Origin of the sequence: Kitasatospora sp. YST-16 (assembly GCF_026802215.1) — a bacterium.
In the GTDB taxonomy this organism is placed as follows: Bacteria; Actinomycetota; Actinomycetes; order Streptomycetales; family Streptomycetaceae; genus Kitasatospora; species Kitasatospora cineracea.
Window position 1 is genome coordinate 6811695 of sequence record NZ_CP113837.1, and the last position, 17091, is coordinate 6828785.

Annotated in this window: 15 protein-coding genes and 1 pseudogene; 11 read left to right on the forward strand and 5 right to left on the reverse strand. The window is 74.1% G+C overall.

Going from position 1 to position 17091, the window contains the following annotated elements; all coding sequences use genetic code 11:
- Window positions 1–711 precede the first annotated feature (711 nt).
- From OU787_RS34680 to OU787_RS30665, 4 genes and pseudogenes are all read left to right on the forward strand, one after another.
- A pseudogene (locus OU787_RS34680) lies at window positions 712–1155 on the forward strand (sensor histidine kinase); the annotation flags it as partial.
- A 244-nt stretch (window positions 1156–1399) separates the two neighbouring features.
- Window positions 1400–2044 (forward strand): response regulator, encoded by a 645-nt coding sequence (locus OU787_RS30655; protein ID WP_030458383.1) that lies wholly within the window; start codon window positions 1400–1402, stop codon window positions 2042–2044.
- A 129-nt stretch (window positions 2045–2173) separates the two neighbouring features.
- Entirely contained in the window at window positions 2174–3073 is a 900-nt protein-coding gene (locus OU787_RS30660; RefSeq protein ID WP_030458384.1) for an AraC family transcriptional regulator, read from the forward strand.
- 242 nt (window positions 3074–3315) lie between these two features.
- Window positions 3316–4347, forward strand: coding sequence for a hypothetical protein (locus OU787_RS30665; RefSeq protein ID WP_268661313.1), 1032 nt, complete (start codon window positions 3316–3318; stop codon window positions 4345–4347).
- A 73-nt stretch (window positions 4348–4420) separates the two neighbouring features.
- Here OU787_RS30665 and OU787_RS30670 read toward each other — a convergent pair whose 3' ends face one another.
- Both OU787_RS30670 and OU787_RS30675 read right to left on the reverse strand, forming a co-directional pair.
- A complete protein-coding gene (locus OU787_RS30670; protein ID WP_030458386.1) occupies window positions 4421–4867 on the reverse strand; it encodes a hypothetical protein in 447 nt (148 codons plus the stop codon).
- Between the two features lie 100 nt (window positions 4868–4967).
- Window positions 4968–5441 carry a carboxymuconolactone decarboxylase family protein gene (locus OU787_RS30675; protein WP_030458387.1) on the reverse strand — a complete coding sequence of 158 codons (474 nt, stop codon included), beginning with the start codon at window positions 5439–5441 and terminating at the stop codon, window positions 4968–4970.
- A 433-nt stretch (window positions 5442–5874) separates the two neighbouring features.
- Here OU787_RS30675 and OU787_RS30680 point away from each other — a divergent pair, with 433 nt between their 5' ends.
- Complete coding sequence (locus OU787_RS30680; RefSeq protein ID WP_442788658.1) at window positions 5875–6855, forward strand: nitronate monooxygenase; 981 nt, start codon at window positions 5875–5877, stop codon at window positions 6853–6855.
- 85 nt (window positions 6856–6940) lie between these two features.
- Here the strand turns inward: OU787_RS30680 and OU787_RS30685 are convergent, their stop codons facing one another.
- Window positions 6941–8386 (reverse strand): aminopeptidase P family protein, encoded by a 1446-nt coding sequence (locus OU787_RS30685; RefSeq protein ID WP_030458389.1) that lies wholly within the window; start codon window positions 8384–8386, stop codon window positions 6941–6943.
- A gap of 241 nt (window positions 8387–8627) precedes the next feature.
- Between OU787_RS30685 and OU787_RS30690 the strand changes: the two genes are divergently transcribed.
- From OU787_RS30690 to OU787_RS30715, 6 genes are all read left to right on the forward strand, one after another.
- Entirely contained in the window at window positions 8628–10370 is a 1743-nt protein-coding gene (locus OU787_RS30690; protein WP_030458390.1) for an ABC transporter substrate-binding protein, read from the forward strand.
- A 16-nt stretch (window positions 10371–10386) separates the two neighbouring features.
- On the forward strand, window positions 10387–11355 hold the full coding sequence (locus tag OU787_RS30695) for an ABC transporter permease (RefSeq protein WP_030458391.1): 969 nt from the start codon (window positions 10387–10389) through the stop codon (window positions 11353–11355).
- Entirely contained in the window at window positions 11352–12341 is a 990-nt protein-coding gene (locus OU787_RS30700; RefSeq protein WP_030458392.1) for an ABC transporter permease, read from the forward strand. Before OU787_RS30695 ends, OU787_RS30700 begins: the two co-directional genes overlap by 4 nt.
- Complete coding sequence (locus OU787_RS30705; protein WP_030458393.1) at window positions 12338–13324, forward strand: ABC transporter ATP-binding protein; 987 nt, start codon at window positions 12338–12340, stop codon at window positions 13322–13324. Before OU787_RS30700 ends, OU787_RS30705 begins: the two co-directional genes overlap by 4 nt.
- Entirely contained in the window at window positions 13321–14334 is a 1014-nt protein-coding gene (locus OU787_RS30710; RefSeq protein ID WP_030458394.1) for an ABC transporter ATP-binding protein, read from the forward strand. Before OU787_RS30705 ends, OU787_RS30710 begins: the two co-directional genes overlap by 4 nt.
- Window positions 14335–14423: 89 nt before the next feature.
- The gene (locus OU787_RS30715; protein ID WP_063759553.1) at window positions 14424–16220 is read left to right on the forward strand and encodes a glycoside hydrolase family 36 protein; all 1797 of its coding nucleotides are present in this window, start codon (window positions 14424–14426) and stop codon (window positions 16218–16220) included.
- A gap of 7 nt (window positions 16221–16227) precedes the next feature.
- Here the strand turns inward: OU787_RS30715 and OU787_RS30720 are convergent, their stop codons facing one another.
- Window positions 16228–16602, reverse strand: a complete 375-nt coding sequence (locus tag OU787_RS30720; RefSeq protein WP_030458396.1) for a hypothetical protein — start codon at window positions 16600–16602, stop codon at window positions 16228–16230.
- A gap of 92 nt (window positions 16603–16694) precedes the next feature.
- The gene (locus tag OU787_RS30725; protein ID WP_030458397.1) at window positions 16695–17084 is read right to left on the reverse strand and encodes a roadblock/LC7 domain-containing protein; all 390 of its coding nucleotides are present in this window, start codon (window positions 17082–17084) and stop codon (window positions 16695–16697) included.
- Window positions 17085–17091 lie beyond the last annotated feature (7 nt).

Here is a 17091-nt window from a genome sequence, read left to right on the forward strand (position 1 = left end):
TGCCGCGCCACCGCCCGCCGCCGCCACCGCCCCGTACCCTCGGACAGCGTGCCCCGTACCGAAACCCCGACCGCCGACGCGCACCGCTCCCCGACCGGCCCCACCCCCGCGCTGCGGCTGGCCAACCTCGCCGTGCACGGGCTGTTCCTCGCCCTGCTCGCCGTCCTGCTGGCCCGGGCCGCCGCCGACGGCGCGCTCGGCCCCGGCGGCTGGGCCACCGCCGGGGCGCTCGCCGCCTGCTACGCGGCCGGCGGCGTGCTGCGGCCGGTCCGCACCTCGCGCGCCCTCGGCGCCGGCTGGCTGCTCGCCGTCGCCGCCCTGTGGATCGGACTCACCCTCCAGCACCCCGAGTTCAGCTACCTCGCCTTCCCGCTGTACTTCGTCTGCCTGCACGTCCTGCCGCGCCGCCTCGCGCTGCCCGCCGTCCTGGCCCTCACCGCCGCCGTCGTCGCCGCCCAGACCACCACCCCCGGCGGACTCACCACCGCCAAGGTCCTCGGCCCGCTGGCCGGACTCGCCGTCGCCCTGCTCACCGCCCACGGCTACGCCGCCCTCTACCGGGAGAGCCGGGCCCGCCAGCAGCTCATCGACGACCTGGTCCGCACCCGCGACGAACTCGCCGCCAGCCAGCGCGAAGCCGGCCGCCTCGCCGAACGCCAGCGCCTGGCCCGGGAGATCCACGACACCCTCGCCCAGGGCCTGGCCGGCATCGTGCTGCTGGCCCGCGAGGCCGGCAGCGCCCCCGACGCCGCGCCGCTGCTGGAGGAGATCGAACGCACCGCCTCCGCCAACCTCGCCGAGGCCCGCCGCTTCGTCCACGCCCTCACCCCGCCCGCCCTCGACGGCACCACCCTCCCCGACGCGCTGCGCCGCCTCGCCGACGGCGCCGACGCCGCCTTCCACCGCGACGGCGACCCGTACCCGCTGCCCGTCGAGGCCGAGGTCGCGCTGCTGCGCCTCACCCAGGAGGCCCTCGCCAACGCCGTCCGGCACGCCGCCGCCCCGCACATCGCCGTCACCCTCGGCTACCTCGACGACGCCGTCACCCTCGACGTCTACGACGACGGCACCGGCTTCGACCCGGCCACCGCACCCGCCCCCGACTCCTTCGGCCTGCACGGCATGCACGAACGCATCGCCGCCCTCGGCGGCACCCTCACCGTCGAATCCGCGCCCGGCGAGGGCACCGCCGTCGCCGCCACGCTCCCGCTGCGCGCCATCGACCCGCCGGCGGCCGCTGCGGCGCAGCCGTCCGGGGACGCGGCCGGGGAACGGCCCGGGCCCGGGAGGCGGCCGACGGTCGGCTTCCCGGCGGTCGGCTTCCCGGCGGTGCGCTGCGGGCGGCGGCCGGGTGGCGGGCGGCGGCCGGGCGGCGGTTCGCGCTCGCGGGGGTGCGGCGGTGATCCGGGTCCTGGTGGTGGACGACCACCCCGTGGTCCGGCGCGGGCTGCGCGCCATGGTCGACGACCTGCCCGAGGTGACCGCCGTCGGCGAGGCCGCGGACGGCGCCGCCGCACTCGACCTGCTCGCCGGGCTGCCCGCCGACCGGCGCCCCGACGTCGTCCTGATGGACCTCCAGATGGGCACCGGCATGCACGGCGTCGAAGCCACCCGCCGGATCACCGCGCTGCCCGACCCGCCCGCCGTCCTGGTCCTCACCACCTACTCCACCGACGCCGACATCCTCGCCGCCGTCGAGGCCGGCGCCACCGGCTACCTGCTCAAGGACGCCCCGCCGGAGGACCTCGCCGCCGCGATCCAGGCCACCGCCCGCGGCGAGACCGTCCTCGCCCCGCCCGTCGCCGCCCGCCTGCTCGGCCGGGTCCGGGCCGGCCGCCCCTCGCTCTCCCCGCGCGAGGCGGAGATCCTCCAGCTCCTCGCCGAGGGCCTGCCGAACCGGCAGATCTCCAAGCGCCTGTTCATCAGCGAAGCCACCGTCAAGACCCACCTGGTCCACATCTACGACAAGCTCGGCGTCGACTCCCGGACCTCCGCCATCGCCGCGGGTCTCGCGGCCGGGCTGATCCGCCCTGCGGGGCGGTGAGCGGCGGGGCCCGGTGCGGCCCGGCGGGGACTGGCGGGGCCACCCGACCGGAGCGGGCAGGGAATGTCGGGTGCGGGGGGTTCGCCCCTCCCTAGGGTCGAAGACACGGAAAAGGGAAGGGGAGCGGGGTTGCTGGAGCGGTTGAACCAGGCGATGGACCACGTCGAGGAGCACCTCGACCGGCGGTTGGAGGTGGCCGAACTGGCCCGGATCACCGCCACGTCGGAGTACCACTTCCGGCGGCTGTTCTCGTCGCTGGCCGGGATGCCGCTGTCCGAGTACGTGCGGCGCCGGCGGCTGACCGTCGCGGCGGCCGAGGTACTGGCCGGGGAACCGTCGCTGCTGGACGTCGCCGTCCGGTACGGCTACGGCTCCGGCGAGGCGTTCGCCCGGGCGTTCCGGGCCCAGCACGGGGTCGGGCCCGGGGAGGCCCGGCGCTCCGGCGCGGTGCTGAACGCGCAGCCCCGGCTCTCCTTCCGCCTCGTCGTCGAAGGGAGTACCACCATGCGGTACCGCATCGTGGAGAAGGAAGCGTTCCGGGTCGTGGGCAGGAAGGCCCGGGTCCCGTTGATCCACGAAGGGGTCAACCCGCACATCGCCGAACACGTCCGGGGCATCCCGGCGGACACCGTGCGGCGGATCACCGAACTGTCCGACCAGGAACCGCAGGGCCTGCTCTCGGCGACCGTCCGGCTGCCCGAGGAGAGTCCTGACGGACTGGACGGCTTCGCGGAGGGCAGCCTGCTCGACTACTACCACGCGGTGGTCAGCGGGGCGGACGCCGGACGGCTGCCCGCCGACCTCGACGTGCTGGAGTGCCCCGCGGGCAGCTGGGCGGTGTTCGAGAACACCGGGCCGTTCCCGCAGGCGCTCCAGCAGATGTGGGCGGAGGTGGCCGCCCGGTGGATCCCCTCCAACCCCTACGAGTACCGGCCCGGCCCGGAGATCCTGCGAGTCCGGCCCGCGCCGGACGCCCCCGGGGAGTCGTCCGCGCAGCTGTGGATCCCGGTGACGCGGACGACCGGCTGACGCCGGGCCCCGGCCCCGGCCCGCGGTCGCCCGGTCGTCCGCCGCCCGGTCGCCCGGTCACCCGGGCGGGGGAGGCGGACCGTCCGGCGGGAGGAGGCGGCCGGGGGCGGGGCGGCGGGAGGCTCGGACCGACAACGGACAGGCGTCGGACGGGTGTTGGAGGAGTCGTGGCGGGACGGGTAGGACGGGCGGGACGGGTAGGACGGGCCGAGCGGGGGACGGGGGACGGGTGGCCCCGGCCGGTGGCCCGGGCGAGCGGGTGGTGGGCCGGGCTGTACGCGGCCGTCCAGCTCGGCTGGGCGGCGACCGGCACCACCGTGCCCTGGAGCGCGCACCTCGCCTACCCGGTCGCCGCGTTCCCGCTGCTGGCGGTGCTCGCCGTCCTGGCCGTCGCCGCGATCCGGGCCGGCAGCGGGAGCCGGTGGGGGCGGGTCGTGCTGTGGGTGGCGATCCCCGTGTACGCGGCGGGCGGTGTCGGACTGCCCGTGCACTTCGTCCAACTCGCCACCCTCAGCGGCCTGGAGAGCGCCACCGGCCTGGCCCAGGTCGTCCTCGACGCGGCCGGCGCCGCCCTGCTCGCCCTCACCGCACTCGCCCGCCACCGCCACCGCACCGGCCGCTGCCCGCGCTGCGGACACCGCCACACCGGCCCCGCCGACGGCCCGCTGCGCCACCCCGCACCCACCCCGCCGACCCGGCGCACCCGCACCACCGCGTACCTGCTGCTGCTCGGCCTGCTGCCCTGGGCCGGCGTCAAGACCCTCTGGACGCTGGGCGGCAACGCGCTCGGCGTCACCGCCGCGGCCTGGGCGGCGACCGCCTCGGACGGGGCGTCCGGCGCCGGCAGGACACTCGCCCGGCTCGGCATCGACCTCACGGTGCTCGCCGCGGCGGTCGGCGTCCTGCTGCTGCTCGGCCTGCTCCACCGCTGGGGCCAGACCTTCCCCCGCCCGATCCCGCTGCTCGGCGGCCGCCGGGTACCGCGCCTGCTCCCGCTCGTCCCGGCCTGGCTCACCGGCGTCCCGCTCACCCTGTACGGCCTCGCCCTCACCGCCACCGCCCCCCTGCTCGCCCTCGGCGCCCTCCCGCGCCCGACCCCCGCCCCGCCCTTCGTCGACGCCGCCGGCCTGATCTGGATGATCGCCTTCGGCGGCTTCGCCTTCACCGGACTGGGCCTCGGCCTCCTGGTCGCCGCCCGCTCCTACGCGGCCCGCACCCGGCCGGTCTGCGCGGGGCGGGCGGGGGCGACGGGCGACGGCGACGGGCGGGGGTGACGGCTCGCCGCGGGGGGATGGGCAGGGTGGGGTCAACCCTCCTTGCTGACAGTCGAGTTGGGTGGCCGCGGGGTCAGAGCGACCACCAGCAGTACAGGTGGTGGCCGTCGGTGCGGGCGCGGTGGGCGAGGGTGGACAGGGCGTGCAGGATGGCGGCGGCGGTGTCGGGGGTGGCGCCGTCGAGGCGGAGTTCCTCCGTCGCGGACCAGGCGGTGGCGGCGGGGAGGAGGCGGTCGGGCGGGAGGGCGGCGAGGGCCTCGGCCAGGGTGTCGGTCAGGCTGACGACGAACGCCTCGTCGTGCTGCGGGTCGGAGAGCAACCGGCCCGAGCGGGGCCGGGCGCGGGCCTCCTCGTAGGTGCAGCCGGTCAGGACGGCCTCCAGGCGGGCGATCACCACCACCGGGTCGACGCCCTTCAGCGGCACCGTGTCGAGACCCGCCCCGCCCGGCCCGCCGGGGGCGTCGAGGACGGCGACGGCGGTGGCGTCGTCAAGGGCGGAGAAGTAGTCGCACAGGGGCATGCCGGGGATTGTGGCAGCGCCGTCCGACAGTGCGGAGGGGGACGGGGCCGGCCGGGGGCGGGTGTCCGGGGCGGACGCCCGCCCCCCGGGGCGGGGTGGGTCAGGCGTACTGGCCGGGGACGTAGTCGCCCGCGGGCTGGCGGACGATCACGTTGATCCGGTTGTACGTGTTGATCAGGGCGATCAGGCTGACCAGGGCGGTCAGTTGCTCCTCGTCGTAGTGCTCGGCCGCCGCCGCCCAGGCCGCGTCGGAGACCCCGCCCGCGGCGTCCGCGATCCGGGTGCCCTGCTCGGTGAGCTCCAGGGCGGCCCGCTCGGCCTCGGTGAAGACGGTGGCCTCGCGCCAGGCGGCGACCAGGTTGAGCCGCAGCTGGGTCTCCCCGGCGTGCGCGGCGTCCTTGGTGTGCATGTCGGTGCAGAAACCGCAGCCGTTGATCTGGCTGGCGCGGATCTTCACCAGCTCCTGGGTCGCCGCCGGCAGCGAGGACAGGCCCAGGGCGTGGCCGGCCGAGTTGATGTACTTCAGGAACTTCGCGCCGAGCTGGTTGCCGAAGTAGTTGAGACGTGCGTCCACGGTGGTGGCTCCTTGTCGTGCGTGCTTGCGTGGCGGGTGCTGACGAAGCTCTGACCCCGCCGCCACCCCCGATGTGACAGCCACCGGATGTGACGCCCGTCACGCTACCGGCGGAGCGACGTTCCAGTGCGCAGGCAACTCGCCGTCGCAGAAGACGCACACGAAGAAATCCTCCCGGACCAGGGAGACCCGCCCGCGCACGCCACGTGCTCGCTGCGCCGGTCCGCGGGCCGCGGTGCGGATGTCCGGTGGTCCGACGTAGGAGTAGGTGGTCGGTCCGGCCGCGGTGGTGGTCGGTGCGTCGGTCGTGCGAGTGAGGTGCGAGTGGGTGGCCGGGCGGGCGGCGTAGGGTGGGGCGGGCGGGGGTCGGTGGGTGTGGTCGAGGGAGTGCGGGATGGAGTTCGGCTGGGCGGTGCCGTTGGTGGCTGCGCCGATGGCGGGTGGGGCGGGGACGCCGGAGTTGGTGGCGGCGGTGGGTGGGGCCGGGGGGTTCGGGTTCCTGGCGGCGGGTTACCGGAGTGCGCTGGGGATGCTTCAACAGATCGGGGAGCTGCGGGAGTTGACGGGCGGTCCGGTCGGCGTGAACCTGTTCGTGCCGGGGCCGGCCGCCGTGCCGGGGCCGGTGGCGGCGTACCGGGAGCGGCTGCTGCCCGAGGCGTTGCAGTGGGGTGTGGAGCTGCCGGTCTCGATCGCGCCGGACCGGGACGACTGGGACGCCAAGATCGAGGCGCTGCTGCGGGAGCCGGTGGAGTGGGTGTCGTACACCTTCGGGCTGCCCGAGCCGGCCGAGGCGGCTGCCGTCCGGGCGGCGGGGATCCGGCAGGTGGGGACGGTCACGAGTCCCGAGGAGGCCCGGGCGGCGACCGCGCTGGGCTTCGACGCGCTCACCGTCCAGGGCCCGGAGGCGGGCGGGCACCGCGGTACGCACCGCATCGAGGACCGGCCGGGGACGCTGCCGCTGCTCGAACTGCTGGCCGCGGTGCGGGAGGTGACGCCGCTGCCGCTGATCGCCGCGGGCGGGCTCGGGGACGGGGCGGCGATCGCCGCGGCGCTCCGGGCCGGGGCGGTGGCCGTGCAGCTCGGCACCGCGTACCTGCGCACCGAGGAGTCGGGGGCGTCCGCCGCGCACCGCAGGGCGCTGGTCGAACTGGAGGGCACCACCGTCACCCGGGCCTTCACCGGGCGTCCGGCGCGCGGGCTGCGCAACGCGTTCATCGACCGGCACGACGCCCACGCGCCGGCGGCGTACCCGGAGGTGCACCACCTCACCCAGCCGCTCAGGGCCGCCGCGGGGCGCCGGGAGGACCTGGCGGCGATGCACCTGTGGGCGGGGACGGCCCACCGCAAGGCCCGGACGGGCCGGGCGGCGGACGTGACGCGGGAGCTGTGGCGGGACGCGCTGCGCGAGGGGTGAGCGGGAGCAGGGGCGCGGGGCCGCGCGGCGATCCGGCCGCGCAGTGCCCCGCGCCCCTGTCGGTGCGCGTCCCGGGCGGTGGCGGTCAGCCCAGGAGGGTGGACATCCAGGATTCGAGGGCGGGGGCTTCGCGGGGGAGGGCGGCGGACATCAGGCGGGCGCCGTCGGAGGTGATGACGAGGTCGTCCTCGATGCGGATGCCGATGCCGCGGAGTTCGGCGGGGAGGGTGAGGTCGTCGGGCTGGAGGTAGAGGCCGGGTTCGACGGTGAGGACCATGCCTTCCTCCAGGACGCCGTCCAGGTAGGTCTCGGCGCGGGCCTTCGCGCAGTCGTGTACGTCGAGGCCGAGCATGTGGCCGCTGCCGCAGAGGGTGTAGCGGCGGTAGAGGCCGGAGTCCTCGTGCAGGGCCTCCTCGGCGGAGACGGGGAGCAGGCCCCAGGAGGCGAGGCCCTCGGCGATGACGCGCATGCCGGCCCGGTGGAAGTCGCGGAAGGAGGCGCCGGGGCGGAGGGTGGCGATGGCGGCGTCCTGGGCGGCCAGGACGAGGTCGTAGAGGTCGCGCTGGGCGGGGGTGAAGGTGCCGGAGAGCGGGAGGGTGCGGGTGATGTCGGCGGTGTAGAGGGTGTCGGTCTCCACACCGGCGTCGAGCAGCAGGAGGTCGGAGGGGTTCAGCGGGCCGTCGTTGCGGATCCAGTGCAGGACGCAGGCGTGGGCGCCGGAGGCGACGATGGTCTCGTAGCCGGTGCCGTTGCCCTCGGCGCGGGCGCGGGCGTTGAAGGCGCCTTCGAGCCAGCGCTCGCCGCGGTGGTGGCGGAGCGCGGCGGGCAGGGCGCGGACGACGTCGGCGAAGCCGGTGGTGGTGTGGTCGACGGAGAGCTGGAGCTGTTCGACCTCCCAGGGGTCCTTGATCAGGCGCAACTCGGCGAGAGCGGCGGCGAGTTGACCGTCGGTCAGGGCGTGGGCGGCGGACGGGCGGCCGGTCAGGGCGTCGAGCGCCGGGTCGACGCCGGAGAGCACCCGGGTGGGGGTGGAGCCGGTGAGGAGCTTGGGCAGGTCGTCGAGGTGGGCGGTGCGCAGGCCGGTGAGGCGGGCGGCCTCGGCCAGGTCGGCGCGGCGGCCGACCCAGAACTCGCCGTAGCGGCGGTCGCGGTAGAACTCGGCGGAGCCGGCGGAGCGGTCGGAGCGGGGGCGCAGGTGGAGGACGGGTTCGCCGTCGGGTTCGATCACCAGGACGTGGCCGACCTGCTCCTCGCCGGTCAGGCCGGTGAGGTGGGCGTAGGCGCTGTGCGGGCGGAAGCGGTGGTCGCAGTCGTTGCTGCGGACCTTCAACTGCCCGGCGGGGACGAGCAGCCGCTCGCCGGGGAAGGCGGCGGCGAGCTTGGCGCGGCGGGCCGGGAAGTACGGGTAGCCGGGGACGCGCTCCTCGGCGGGCAGCGGGGTGGCGGCCCACTGGCCGGCCATGTAGGCGGCCAGGGCGGGGGTGACGGGGAGGTCGTGGCTGCCGGTGTTCAGGGCGGGCTGGTCGGTCATCGTCGGGGGCTCCTCCGAGCTGGGCGGGGGGAAGGGGGCAGGGGGCAACTCGCTTGGCGGGGCGGGGACTTGCCCTGCTCCGCGGGTGGCAATGACACGGCTCGGTAACGGTCCGGCCGCCTCATTGCGTAGTGCAATTTCACATTACTATGTTACGGGTCACACCTCAGAGCGGGCCAGACCCCGGGCGGCACAGATCCCCCGTTGAACGGCAGACCGGCCCCCATTCCCGGAGTTGCACATGAACAGGCGTTCCCACGTCGCCCTCGCGGCGGCCATCGCGGCATCCCTCACCCTCGGCCTCGGTGCGTGCAGCAGCAGCAACAACAGCGGAGGCGGCGGCAACGGCGACCAGGCGGGCGTGACCACCCAGGGCAACGGCATCATCGGCGGGACGCCCGTGAAGGGCGGCACCCTCACCATCCTGTCGAACCAGGACTTCGACCAGCTCGACCCGGCCCGCAACTGGACCATGCCGGTCATGGACGTGGGCGTCCGGCTGCTCTACCGCACCCTCACCACCTTCAAGGCGGCCCCCGGCGCCGACGGCCTCAAGGTCGAGCCCGACCTGGCCACCGACCTCGGCACCCCCAGCGACGACGCCAGGACCTGGACCTTCCACCTGAAGGACGGCCTCACGTACGAGGACGGCACCCCGATCGTCGCCGGCGACATCAAGTACAACGTCGAGCGCTCGTTCTCCGCCGAACTGGCCGGCGGCCCCGACTACGCGGCCCGCTACCTGGCCGGCGTCGACGGCTACAAGGGCCCGCTGGCCGGCGAGCACCTCGGCAAGGACTCCATCGAGGTCCCGGACGCGAAGACCATCGTCTTCCACCTCAAGCGCCCGGTCGCCGAGTTCGGCCAGACCGTCACCCTGCCGACCTTCTCGCCCGTCCCGGTGGCGAAGGAGACCGGTGCCAACTACTCCAACCACCCGGTCTCCTCCGGCCCGTACAAGATCGAGTCCTACGACCGCGGCAAGCGCATGGTGCTGGTCCGCAACACCCACTGGGACGCGGCCTCCGACCCCGTCCGCAAGGCCTACCCGGACAAGATCGTCGTCGACCAGACCCTCAAGGGCACCGGCATCGCCGACCGCCTGATCGCCGACCAGGGCGACGACAAGAACGCCGTCTCGTACGTCGACCTGACGCCGGCCAAGATGTCCGAGGTCCTCACCAATCCGGACGTCAAGGCCCGTCTGATCAGCGAGAACGGTGGCTGCACCACCATGCTCGACATGAACACCACCAAGGCGCCGTTCGACAACGCCACGGTGCGCCGGGCCATGCAGTACGCGGTGGACAAGGAGTCCTTCGCCGCCGCGATGGGCGGCCCGGCGTTCAACGACATCGCCACCACCTACCTGCCGCCGGCCCTCACCAGCGGCGCCCCGGTCGACCACTTCATGATCAAGCCCGCCGGTGACCCGGACAAGGCCAAGCAGCTGCTCGCCGAGGCCGGCCTCCCGAACGGCTTCGACACCGAGATGGTCACCTCCACCGGTGGCAAGCAGCAGGCCGAGGCGATCCAGGCCGCCCTCAAGCGGGTCGGCGTGAACGTCACCATCACCACCGTCGACCCGACCGCCGTCAACTCCATCGTCGGCGACAAGGACAAGCAGCCCGGCCTGGCCCAGCTCGGCTGGTGTCCGGACTACCCGTCGGCCGGCACCTTCCTGCCGATGATCTACGACGGCCGCCAGGTCCGCGACAAGGGCAACAACGGCAACATGACCCGGTTCAACGACCCCGCGGTCAACGCCGAGCTCGACCGGATCGCCGGCCTGTCGGACCTGCAGAAGGCCAACGCCGCCTGGCTCGACCTGGACGCCAAGATCATGGACGCCTCGCCCGCCGTCCCGCTGGTCTGGCAGAAGAAGCCGCTGCTGGTCGGCTCCAACATCGCCGGCGCCTTCGGCTCGCCGATCTGGTCCGCGCAGATCGACTACGCGACCATCGGCCTCAAGTCCGTGAAGTAAGGCGGGAGTTCCCCACATGACCACCCCGCTCGCCCCGGCCCCGGCCGGGGGAGCGGGGGCCCCGGAGACTCCCAGGACCTCCGTCGCCCCCGCCTCCCCCTGGGCCCTCGCCCTGCACCGCGTCCGCCGGCAGAAGACCGCCCTGGTCGGTGCCGCCCTCATCGCGTTCTTCGTCCTGGCGGCCGTCCTGGCGCCGGTGCTCACCGCGATCAGCGGCACCTCGCCGGACGCCATCGACAAGAAGGCCGTCGACCCCTACCTCGGCGGCCTGCCCCGCGGCTCCCTCGGCGGCATCAGCCCCGAGCACTGGCTCGGCGTCGAACCGATGCTCGGCCGCGACATCTTCGCCCGGCTGCTCTACGGCGCCCAGATCAGCCTGCTGGTCGCCTTCGTCTCCGCCCTGCTGATCACCCTGATCGGCACCGTCCTGGGCATCACCGCCGGCTACTTCGGCGGCCGGGTGGACACCGTGATCAGCCGGTTCATGGACATCATGATGTCCTTCCCCAGCCTGATCTTCATGATCGCGCTGCTCTCGGTCGCCCGGAACGTCAACCGGGTGGTCCTGCTCATCGGCGTGATGTCGCTGTTCTCCTGGCCCTACATCGCCCGCGTGGTGCGCGGCCAGACCCTCTCGCTCAAGCACCGCGAGTACGTCGAGGCCGCCCGCGCCAGCGGCACCACCAACCGCCGGATCCTGTTCGGCGAGATCCTGCCCAACCTCACCGGCACCGTCATCGTCTACGTCACCCTCGCCGTCCCCGGCCTGATCGGCACCGAGGCGGCGCTGTCCTTCCTCGGCGTGGGCATCCGGCCGCCCACGCCCTCCTGGGGCCAGATGATCTCCGACGCGGTGCTCTACTACAAGGTCGACCCGATGTTCTTCATCCTGCCCAGCGCCTGCCTGTTCCTGGTGGTCCTGGCCTTCACCCTGGTCGGCGACGCCCTGCGGGACGCCCTCGACCCGAAGGGCAGCCGGACGTGATCGGATTCCTGCTCCGGCGCGTCCTCGCGATGGCCGCCACCCTGCTCGCGGTCTGCGCCCTCACCTTCGCGGTCTTCTACCTGCTGCCCAGCGACCCCGCCGCCCAGTTCTGCGGCAAGGACTGCTCCGCCGACCGGATCGAACTCGTCCGGCAGCAACTCGGCCTGGCCGACCCCCTGATCGTCCAGTTCTGGCACTACGTCACCGCGATCTTCGCCGGACGCTCCTACGGCACCGGCCCGTACGCCGTCCAGTGCGACTTCCCCTGCTTCGGCTACTCCTTCCAGTCCGCCCAGCCCGTCTGGGACCTGATGATGGACCGGCTGCCGACCAGCGTCTCGCTCGCCCTCGGCGCGTCCGTGCTCTGGCTGGTCCTCGGCGTCGGCACCGGCGTGCTCTCCGCGCTGCGCCGCAACACCTGGCTCGACCGCACCCTGATGGTCGGCACCATCGGCATCGCCGCCCTGCCGGTCTACTTCACCGCGATGATCCTGCTCTACCTGGTCGTCACCGTCGCCGGACTGCTGCCCTACCCGCGCTACATCGCGTTCGGCGAGGACCCGGTCGGCTGGGTCACCAACCTGATCCTCCCCTGGATCACCCTCGCCCTGCTGAACGCCGCCCTCTACGCCCGGATGACCCGCAACTCCGTCATCGAGACGATGGCCGAACCGTACGTCCGCACCGCCCGCGCCAAGGGCCTGCGCGAACGCCGGGTCGTCGGCCGGCACGGACTGCGCCCCGCCCTCACCCCTGTCGCCACCATGCTCGGCATGGACCTCGGCGGGCTGCTGGCCGGCGCGCTCATCACCGAATCGCTGTTCAGCCTCCCCGGCATCGGCAAGCTCTTCGCCGACTCCCTCAACAAGGCCGACCAGCCGGTGATCATGGGCATCACCCTGCTCGCCTCCTTCTTCATCGTCAGCTCCAACCTGGTCGTGGACCTCGTCTACGCCTGGATCGACCCGAGGGCGAGGCTGTCATGACCTCCCACCCGCTGCTCGACGTGCACGACCTCGCCGTCGAGTTCACCACCGAGGAAGGCACCGTACGGGCCGTCAAGGGCGTCGACTTCACCGTCGAACGCGGCCGCACCCTCGGCATCGTCGGCGAATCCGGCTCCGGCAAGTCCGTCACCTCGCTGGCCGTCATGGGACTGCACCGCGGCGCCACCGTCACCGGCTCCGCCAGGCTCGACGGCACCGAACTCATCGGCGCCCCCGCCGAACGGCTCCGCAAGCTCCGCGGCCGCAGGATGGCGATGGTCTTCCAGGACGCCCTCACCGCCCTGCACCCCTACTTCACCGTCGGCGACCAGATCGCCGAGGCCTACCGCGAACACTTCGGCGGCAGCCGCAAGGCCGCCCTCGCCCGCGCCGTCGACGTCCTCGGCGACGTCGGCATCCCCGAACCCGCCCGCCGGGCCGAGGAGTACCCGCACCAGTTCTCCGGCGGCATGCGCCAACGCGCCATGATCGCCCTCGCGCTGTCCTGCGAACCCGACCTGGTCATCGCCGACGAACCCACCACCGCCCTCGACGTCACCGTCCAGGCCCAGGTGCTCGAACTCCTGATGCGCCTGCAGGTCGAACGCGGACTCGGCATCGTCATGATCACCCACGACCTCGGCGTCATCGCCCGGGTCGCCGACGACGTCCTCGTCATGTACGGCGGATCCGCCGCCGAACAGGCCCCCGCCGACACCCTCTTCACCACCCCCCGGCACCCCTACACCCGCGGCCTGCTCGACTCGCTGCCCCGCCTCGACGCCGAAGAGGGCGCCGAACTGCGCTCCATCCCCGGCAGCCCGCCCTCCCTGCTCGCCCCGCCCGCTGGCTGCGCCTTCCACCCCCGCTGCGCCGTCTACGCGGCCGAGCCCGACGCCCGCTGCACCGGCGACCGCCCCCTGCTGCGCACCGTCGCCGACGGCCACCGCAGCGCGTGCGTCCACGACGAGGTGACCGCATGACCACCGAGACCGCCCCGATCGCCGACGCCGCCGACTCCGGCGCGCCCGAAGCCCTGCTCAGCGTCCGCGACCTCGGCATGACCTTCCCCGGCCCGCGCGGCACCCTGCGCCGCAAGGCCGGCATCCGGGCCGTCGACGGCGTCAGTTTCGACGTCCGCCCCGGCGAGACGCTCGGCCTGGTCGGTGAGTCCGGCTGCGGCAAGTCCACCACCGGACGGATGCTGGTCCGGCTGCTCGACCCGACCGCCGGCAGCGTCAACTTCCGCGGCCAGGACATCACCCGGACCCCGCAGCACCGACTGCGGCCGCTGCGCAGCCGGTTCCAGATGATCTTCCAGGACCCGTTCGCCTCGCTCAACCCGCGGCAGACCGTCCAGCAGATCATCGCCGCCCCGCTGCGCGCCCAGGGCGCGACCAAGGAGAAGATCCGCTCCGAGGTCCGCGACCTGATCCGGCTGGTCGGCCTCGCCCCCGAACACCTGGAGCGCTACCCGCACCAGTTCTCCGGCGGCCAGGCCCAGCGCATCGGCATCGCCCGCGCCCTCGCCACCCGCCCCGAACTCGTCGTCGCCGACGAACCCGTCTCCGCGCTCGACGTCTCCATCCAGGCCCAGATCGTCGGCCTGATGGAACGCCTCCAGGCCGAACTCGGCGTCGCCTACGTGTTCATCGCGCACGACCTCGCCGTGGTCAAGCACATCAGCCACCGGGTCGCCGTCATGTACCTCGGCCGGATCGTCGAGATCGGCGACAAGCAGCAGGTCTACGACCACCCCGCGCACCCCTACACCAAGGCGCTGCTGTCCGCCGTCCCGCTGCCCGACCCGGCCGCCGAACGCACCCGCGAACGCATCGTCCTGCTCGGCGACCCGCCCAGCCCCGCCGACCCGCCCGGCGGCTGCACCTTCCACCCCCGCTGCCCCAAGGCCCAGGCCGTCTGCACGACCGAAGCGCCCCTGCTCACCCTCACCGCCCCGGGCCGCCAAGCGGCCTGCCACTTCCCGGAGTAGCACCACCGCGCCCCCGCCCCGACCGGCCGTCCGACCGCTTCCGCGGCCGGCCGGGGCGGGCCCACCCCCGTGAAAGGAACCACCGCCCCGTGGAAGGAAACGCCGCGCTGTCCTGGGACGGCTCCGCACCGCCGTCCGGCCGCCCCGAGACCTCCCGCACCGTCGACGCCGGACCGCTCGTCCTGCGGGTCACCGCCGTCGGCAGCGACACCGCCCCCGCCGTCACCGTCACCGCACTGCCGTCCCCCGGCGTGCTGCTGGTCGAGGCGGCCGCCGACACCCCGGACACCCGGCTGCGGATCGAATGGCAACTGCCCTGCACCGGCGCCACCGGCTACTGGACGCCCGACACCAACACCCGCTGGCTGCCCCCGAGTTGGGCCAAGCCGCGGGAAGCCTCGCTGCCCAAGGGCGCCCCCGTCGGCAGCCTGGTCGGCCCCGGCGACGCCGCCCTGTGCACCTTCGCGGTCGGCGAACCCGTCCGCCCCGTCACCATCGGCGAGGGCGCCGTCGAGGAGACCGGCCGCTACAGCTGGTGGGTCGAACAGGACGGCCCGCACCTCGCCCTGCGCCTCGACCTGAGCGGACGCCACTTCGCCGACACCGTAAGGGACTGCGCCGCCTGGTGGGCCACCCTCGCCCCCGCCCGGACCGTCCCCGACGCAGCCTTCGAGCCGGTGTTCTGCACCTGGTACGCACTGCACCTGGCGATGACCGCCGCCGACGTCGAACGGCTCGCCGAACTCGCCGCCCCGCTCGGCTTCCGCACGCTGATCGTCGACGACGGCTGGCAGACCGACGAACGCACCCGCTCCTACGCCACCACCGGCGACTGGCAGCCCGCCCCGCACGACTTCCCCGACTTCGCCGGACACGTCCGCCGGATCCAGGACCTCGGCCTCAACTACCTGCTCTGGCACGCCGTCCCGTTCGTCGGCGACCGCAGCGCCGCCGCCGAGCGGCTGGCCGGGCACACCCTCGCCCACCTGCCGCAACTGGAGACCTTCCTGCTCGACCCGCGCAGCGCCACCGTCCGCGCCCACCAGGTCGAACGGCTCGCCGCCGCCGTCGAACAGCACGGCGTCGACGGCCTCAAGCTCGACTTCGTCGACACCTTCGCCCGCGGACCGGTGCCCGGCGCCGCGCCCCGCACCGGCTCCCCGGAAGCGGACTGCGCCACCGTCGCGGAGGGCGTGCGGAAACTGCTGGCCGCACTCGACGCCCGGCTGCGGGCCGCCCGCCCCGACGTGCTGGTCGAGCACCGCCAGGACTACGTCGGCCCCGGCCTGTGGCCCTACGCCACCATGGTCCGGGCCACCGACTGCCCGCTCGGCGCGGTCGAGAACCGGGTCCGCACCGCCGACCTGCGGCTCACCGCCGGGCCGCTCGCCGTGCACGCCGACCCGCTGACCTGGCACCCGCAGGAGCGTCCCGAGCGGATCGCCGTCCTGCTCCAGTCGGTGCTGTTCGCCACCGCCCAGGTCTCCGTCGACCTCACCGCCCAGAGCGCCGACCAGCTGACCGCCCTGGCGTTCTGGCTGGGCGTCATGAAGGAGCACCGCGAGCTGCTCCAGCGCGGCGAACTGCGCCCGCACCGGCCCGAGTTGGCCTACCCGCTGATCGAGGCCCGCAGCGGCGCCCGGCTGGCCTTCGGCCGGTACGCGCCGCTGCCGCTGCGGGCCGAAGGCGGGTGGGAACTGCTGCTGGTCGCCAACGCCGACCAGGACACCCTGGTGCGGATCGACTTCGACCGCCCGCCCGGCCCCGTCGACCTGCTGGTGCAGGACTGCCTGGGCGGCACCGTCGCCCGGGCCCGGACCCCGGTCGGCGGGACGGAGCTGTCCGTCCGCGTCCCGACCGGGGGCCTGCTCACCCTGCGGCGCTGAGGGCGCGTCACACCTCCAGCTCGGCCTCGACCTTCTTCAACTGGTGCCGGGCCATCGCCAGGTTGGCCCGGTTCCGGTCCAGCGCCAGGTACAGGAACAGGCCCTTGCCGCTGCGCGAGGTCAGCGGCCGGATCAGGTGGTACTGGGTGGACAGGCTGATCAGGATGTCCTCGATCGCCTCGTTCAGGTTGAGCAGCTCCATCGCGCGCAGCTTGGCCCGCACCACGTCGGTGTTGCCCGCGGCCGCGACGTTCAGGTCCAGGTCCGCGTTGCCGCCGACGGTGCCCAGCGCCATCCCGCTGTTGTAGTCGACCAGGGCGACGCCGATGGTGCCCTCGATCGAACCCATGATGTCCTTGAGCGCGGTTTCCACAGCAGCCATTTTTTCCAAGTACCTCTTCCGTGAAAGGAATTGACGACCCGTCAGATCTCTGGAGCGACGGGTGTACCGCAGGGTGAGATGAGCGTCAGGGGTCAGAAGGACGTCCGGTCGAGGTCGGTGTCGGCCAGCGCGGCTATCCGCGCCCCGGCCCGGCGGGCCTCCAGGTGCAGCCGGCCCACGTTGGCCTGCGGACCGGCCAGCAGGGTCAGCACCGTGTACGCGCCGGCCGCGTACGTCGCGGTGTAGCCGCGCTCGCCGCGGGCGATCAGCTCCCGGAAGGCGCCCTGCCCGGTCGCCTCGGTCAGCCGGGAGCCGACGCCCAGCGCCGCCGCGGTCAGCGCGGCCACGCCCTCCGGCTCCAGCGCGGCCGCGTCGTGCGCCACCACCAGGCCGTCGATGGTCGCCACCAGCGAACCGGTCAGGTGCGGGACCCGCGCCCGCAGGCCCTGGAGCTCGGCCTGCACCTCGGCCTCCGGCAGCACGGGGATC

What these genes read in the sequence shown, in the direction of transcription:
- OU787_RS30680 (WP_442788658.1), top strand. Translation starts at nt 5,875, where the DNA reads ATGGCGGGTGGGGCGGGGACGCCGGAGTTGGTGGCGGCGGTGGGTGGG.
- OU787_RS30670 (WP_030458386.1), bottom strand. Translation starts at nt 4,867, where the DNA reads ATGCCCCTGTGCGACTACTTCTCCGCCCTTGACGACGCCACCGCCGTC.
- OU787_RS30695 (WP_030458391.1), top strand. Translation starts at nt 10,387, where the DNA reads ATGACCACCCCGCTCGCCCCGGCCCCGGCCGGGGGAGCGGGGGCCCCG.
- OU787_RS30685 (WP_030458389.1), bottom strand. Translation starts at nt 8,386, where the DNA reads ATGACCGACCAGCCCGCCCTGAACACCGGCAGCCACGACCTCCCCGTC.
- OU787_RS30690 (WP_030458390.1), top strand. Translation starts at nt 8,628, where the DNA reads ATGAACAGGCGTTCCCACGTCGCCCTCGCGGCGGCCATCGCGGCATCC.
- OU787_RS30705 (WP_030458393.1), top strand. Translation starts at nt 12,338, where the DNA reads ATGACCTCCCACCCGCTGCTCGACGTGCACGACCTCGCCGTCGAGTTC.
- OU787_RS30710 (WP_030458394.1), top strand. Translation starts at nt 13,321, where the DNA reads ATGACCACCGAGACCGCCCCGATCGCCGACGCCGCCGACTCCGGCGCG.
- OU787_RS30720 (WP_030458396.1), bottom strand. Translation starts at nt 16,602, where the DNA reads ATGGCTGCTGTGGAAACCGCGCTCAAGGACATCATGGGTTCGATCGAG.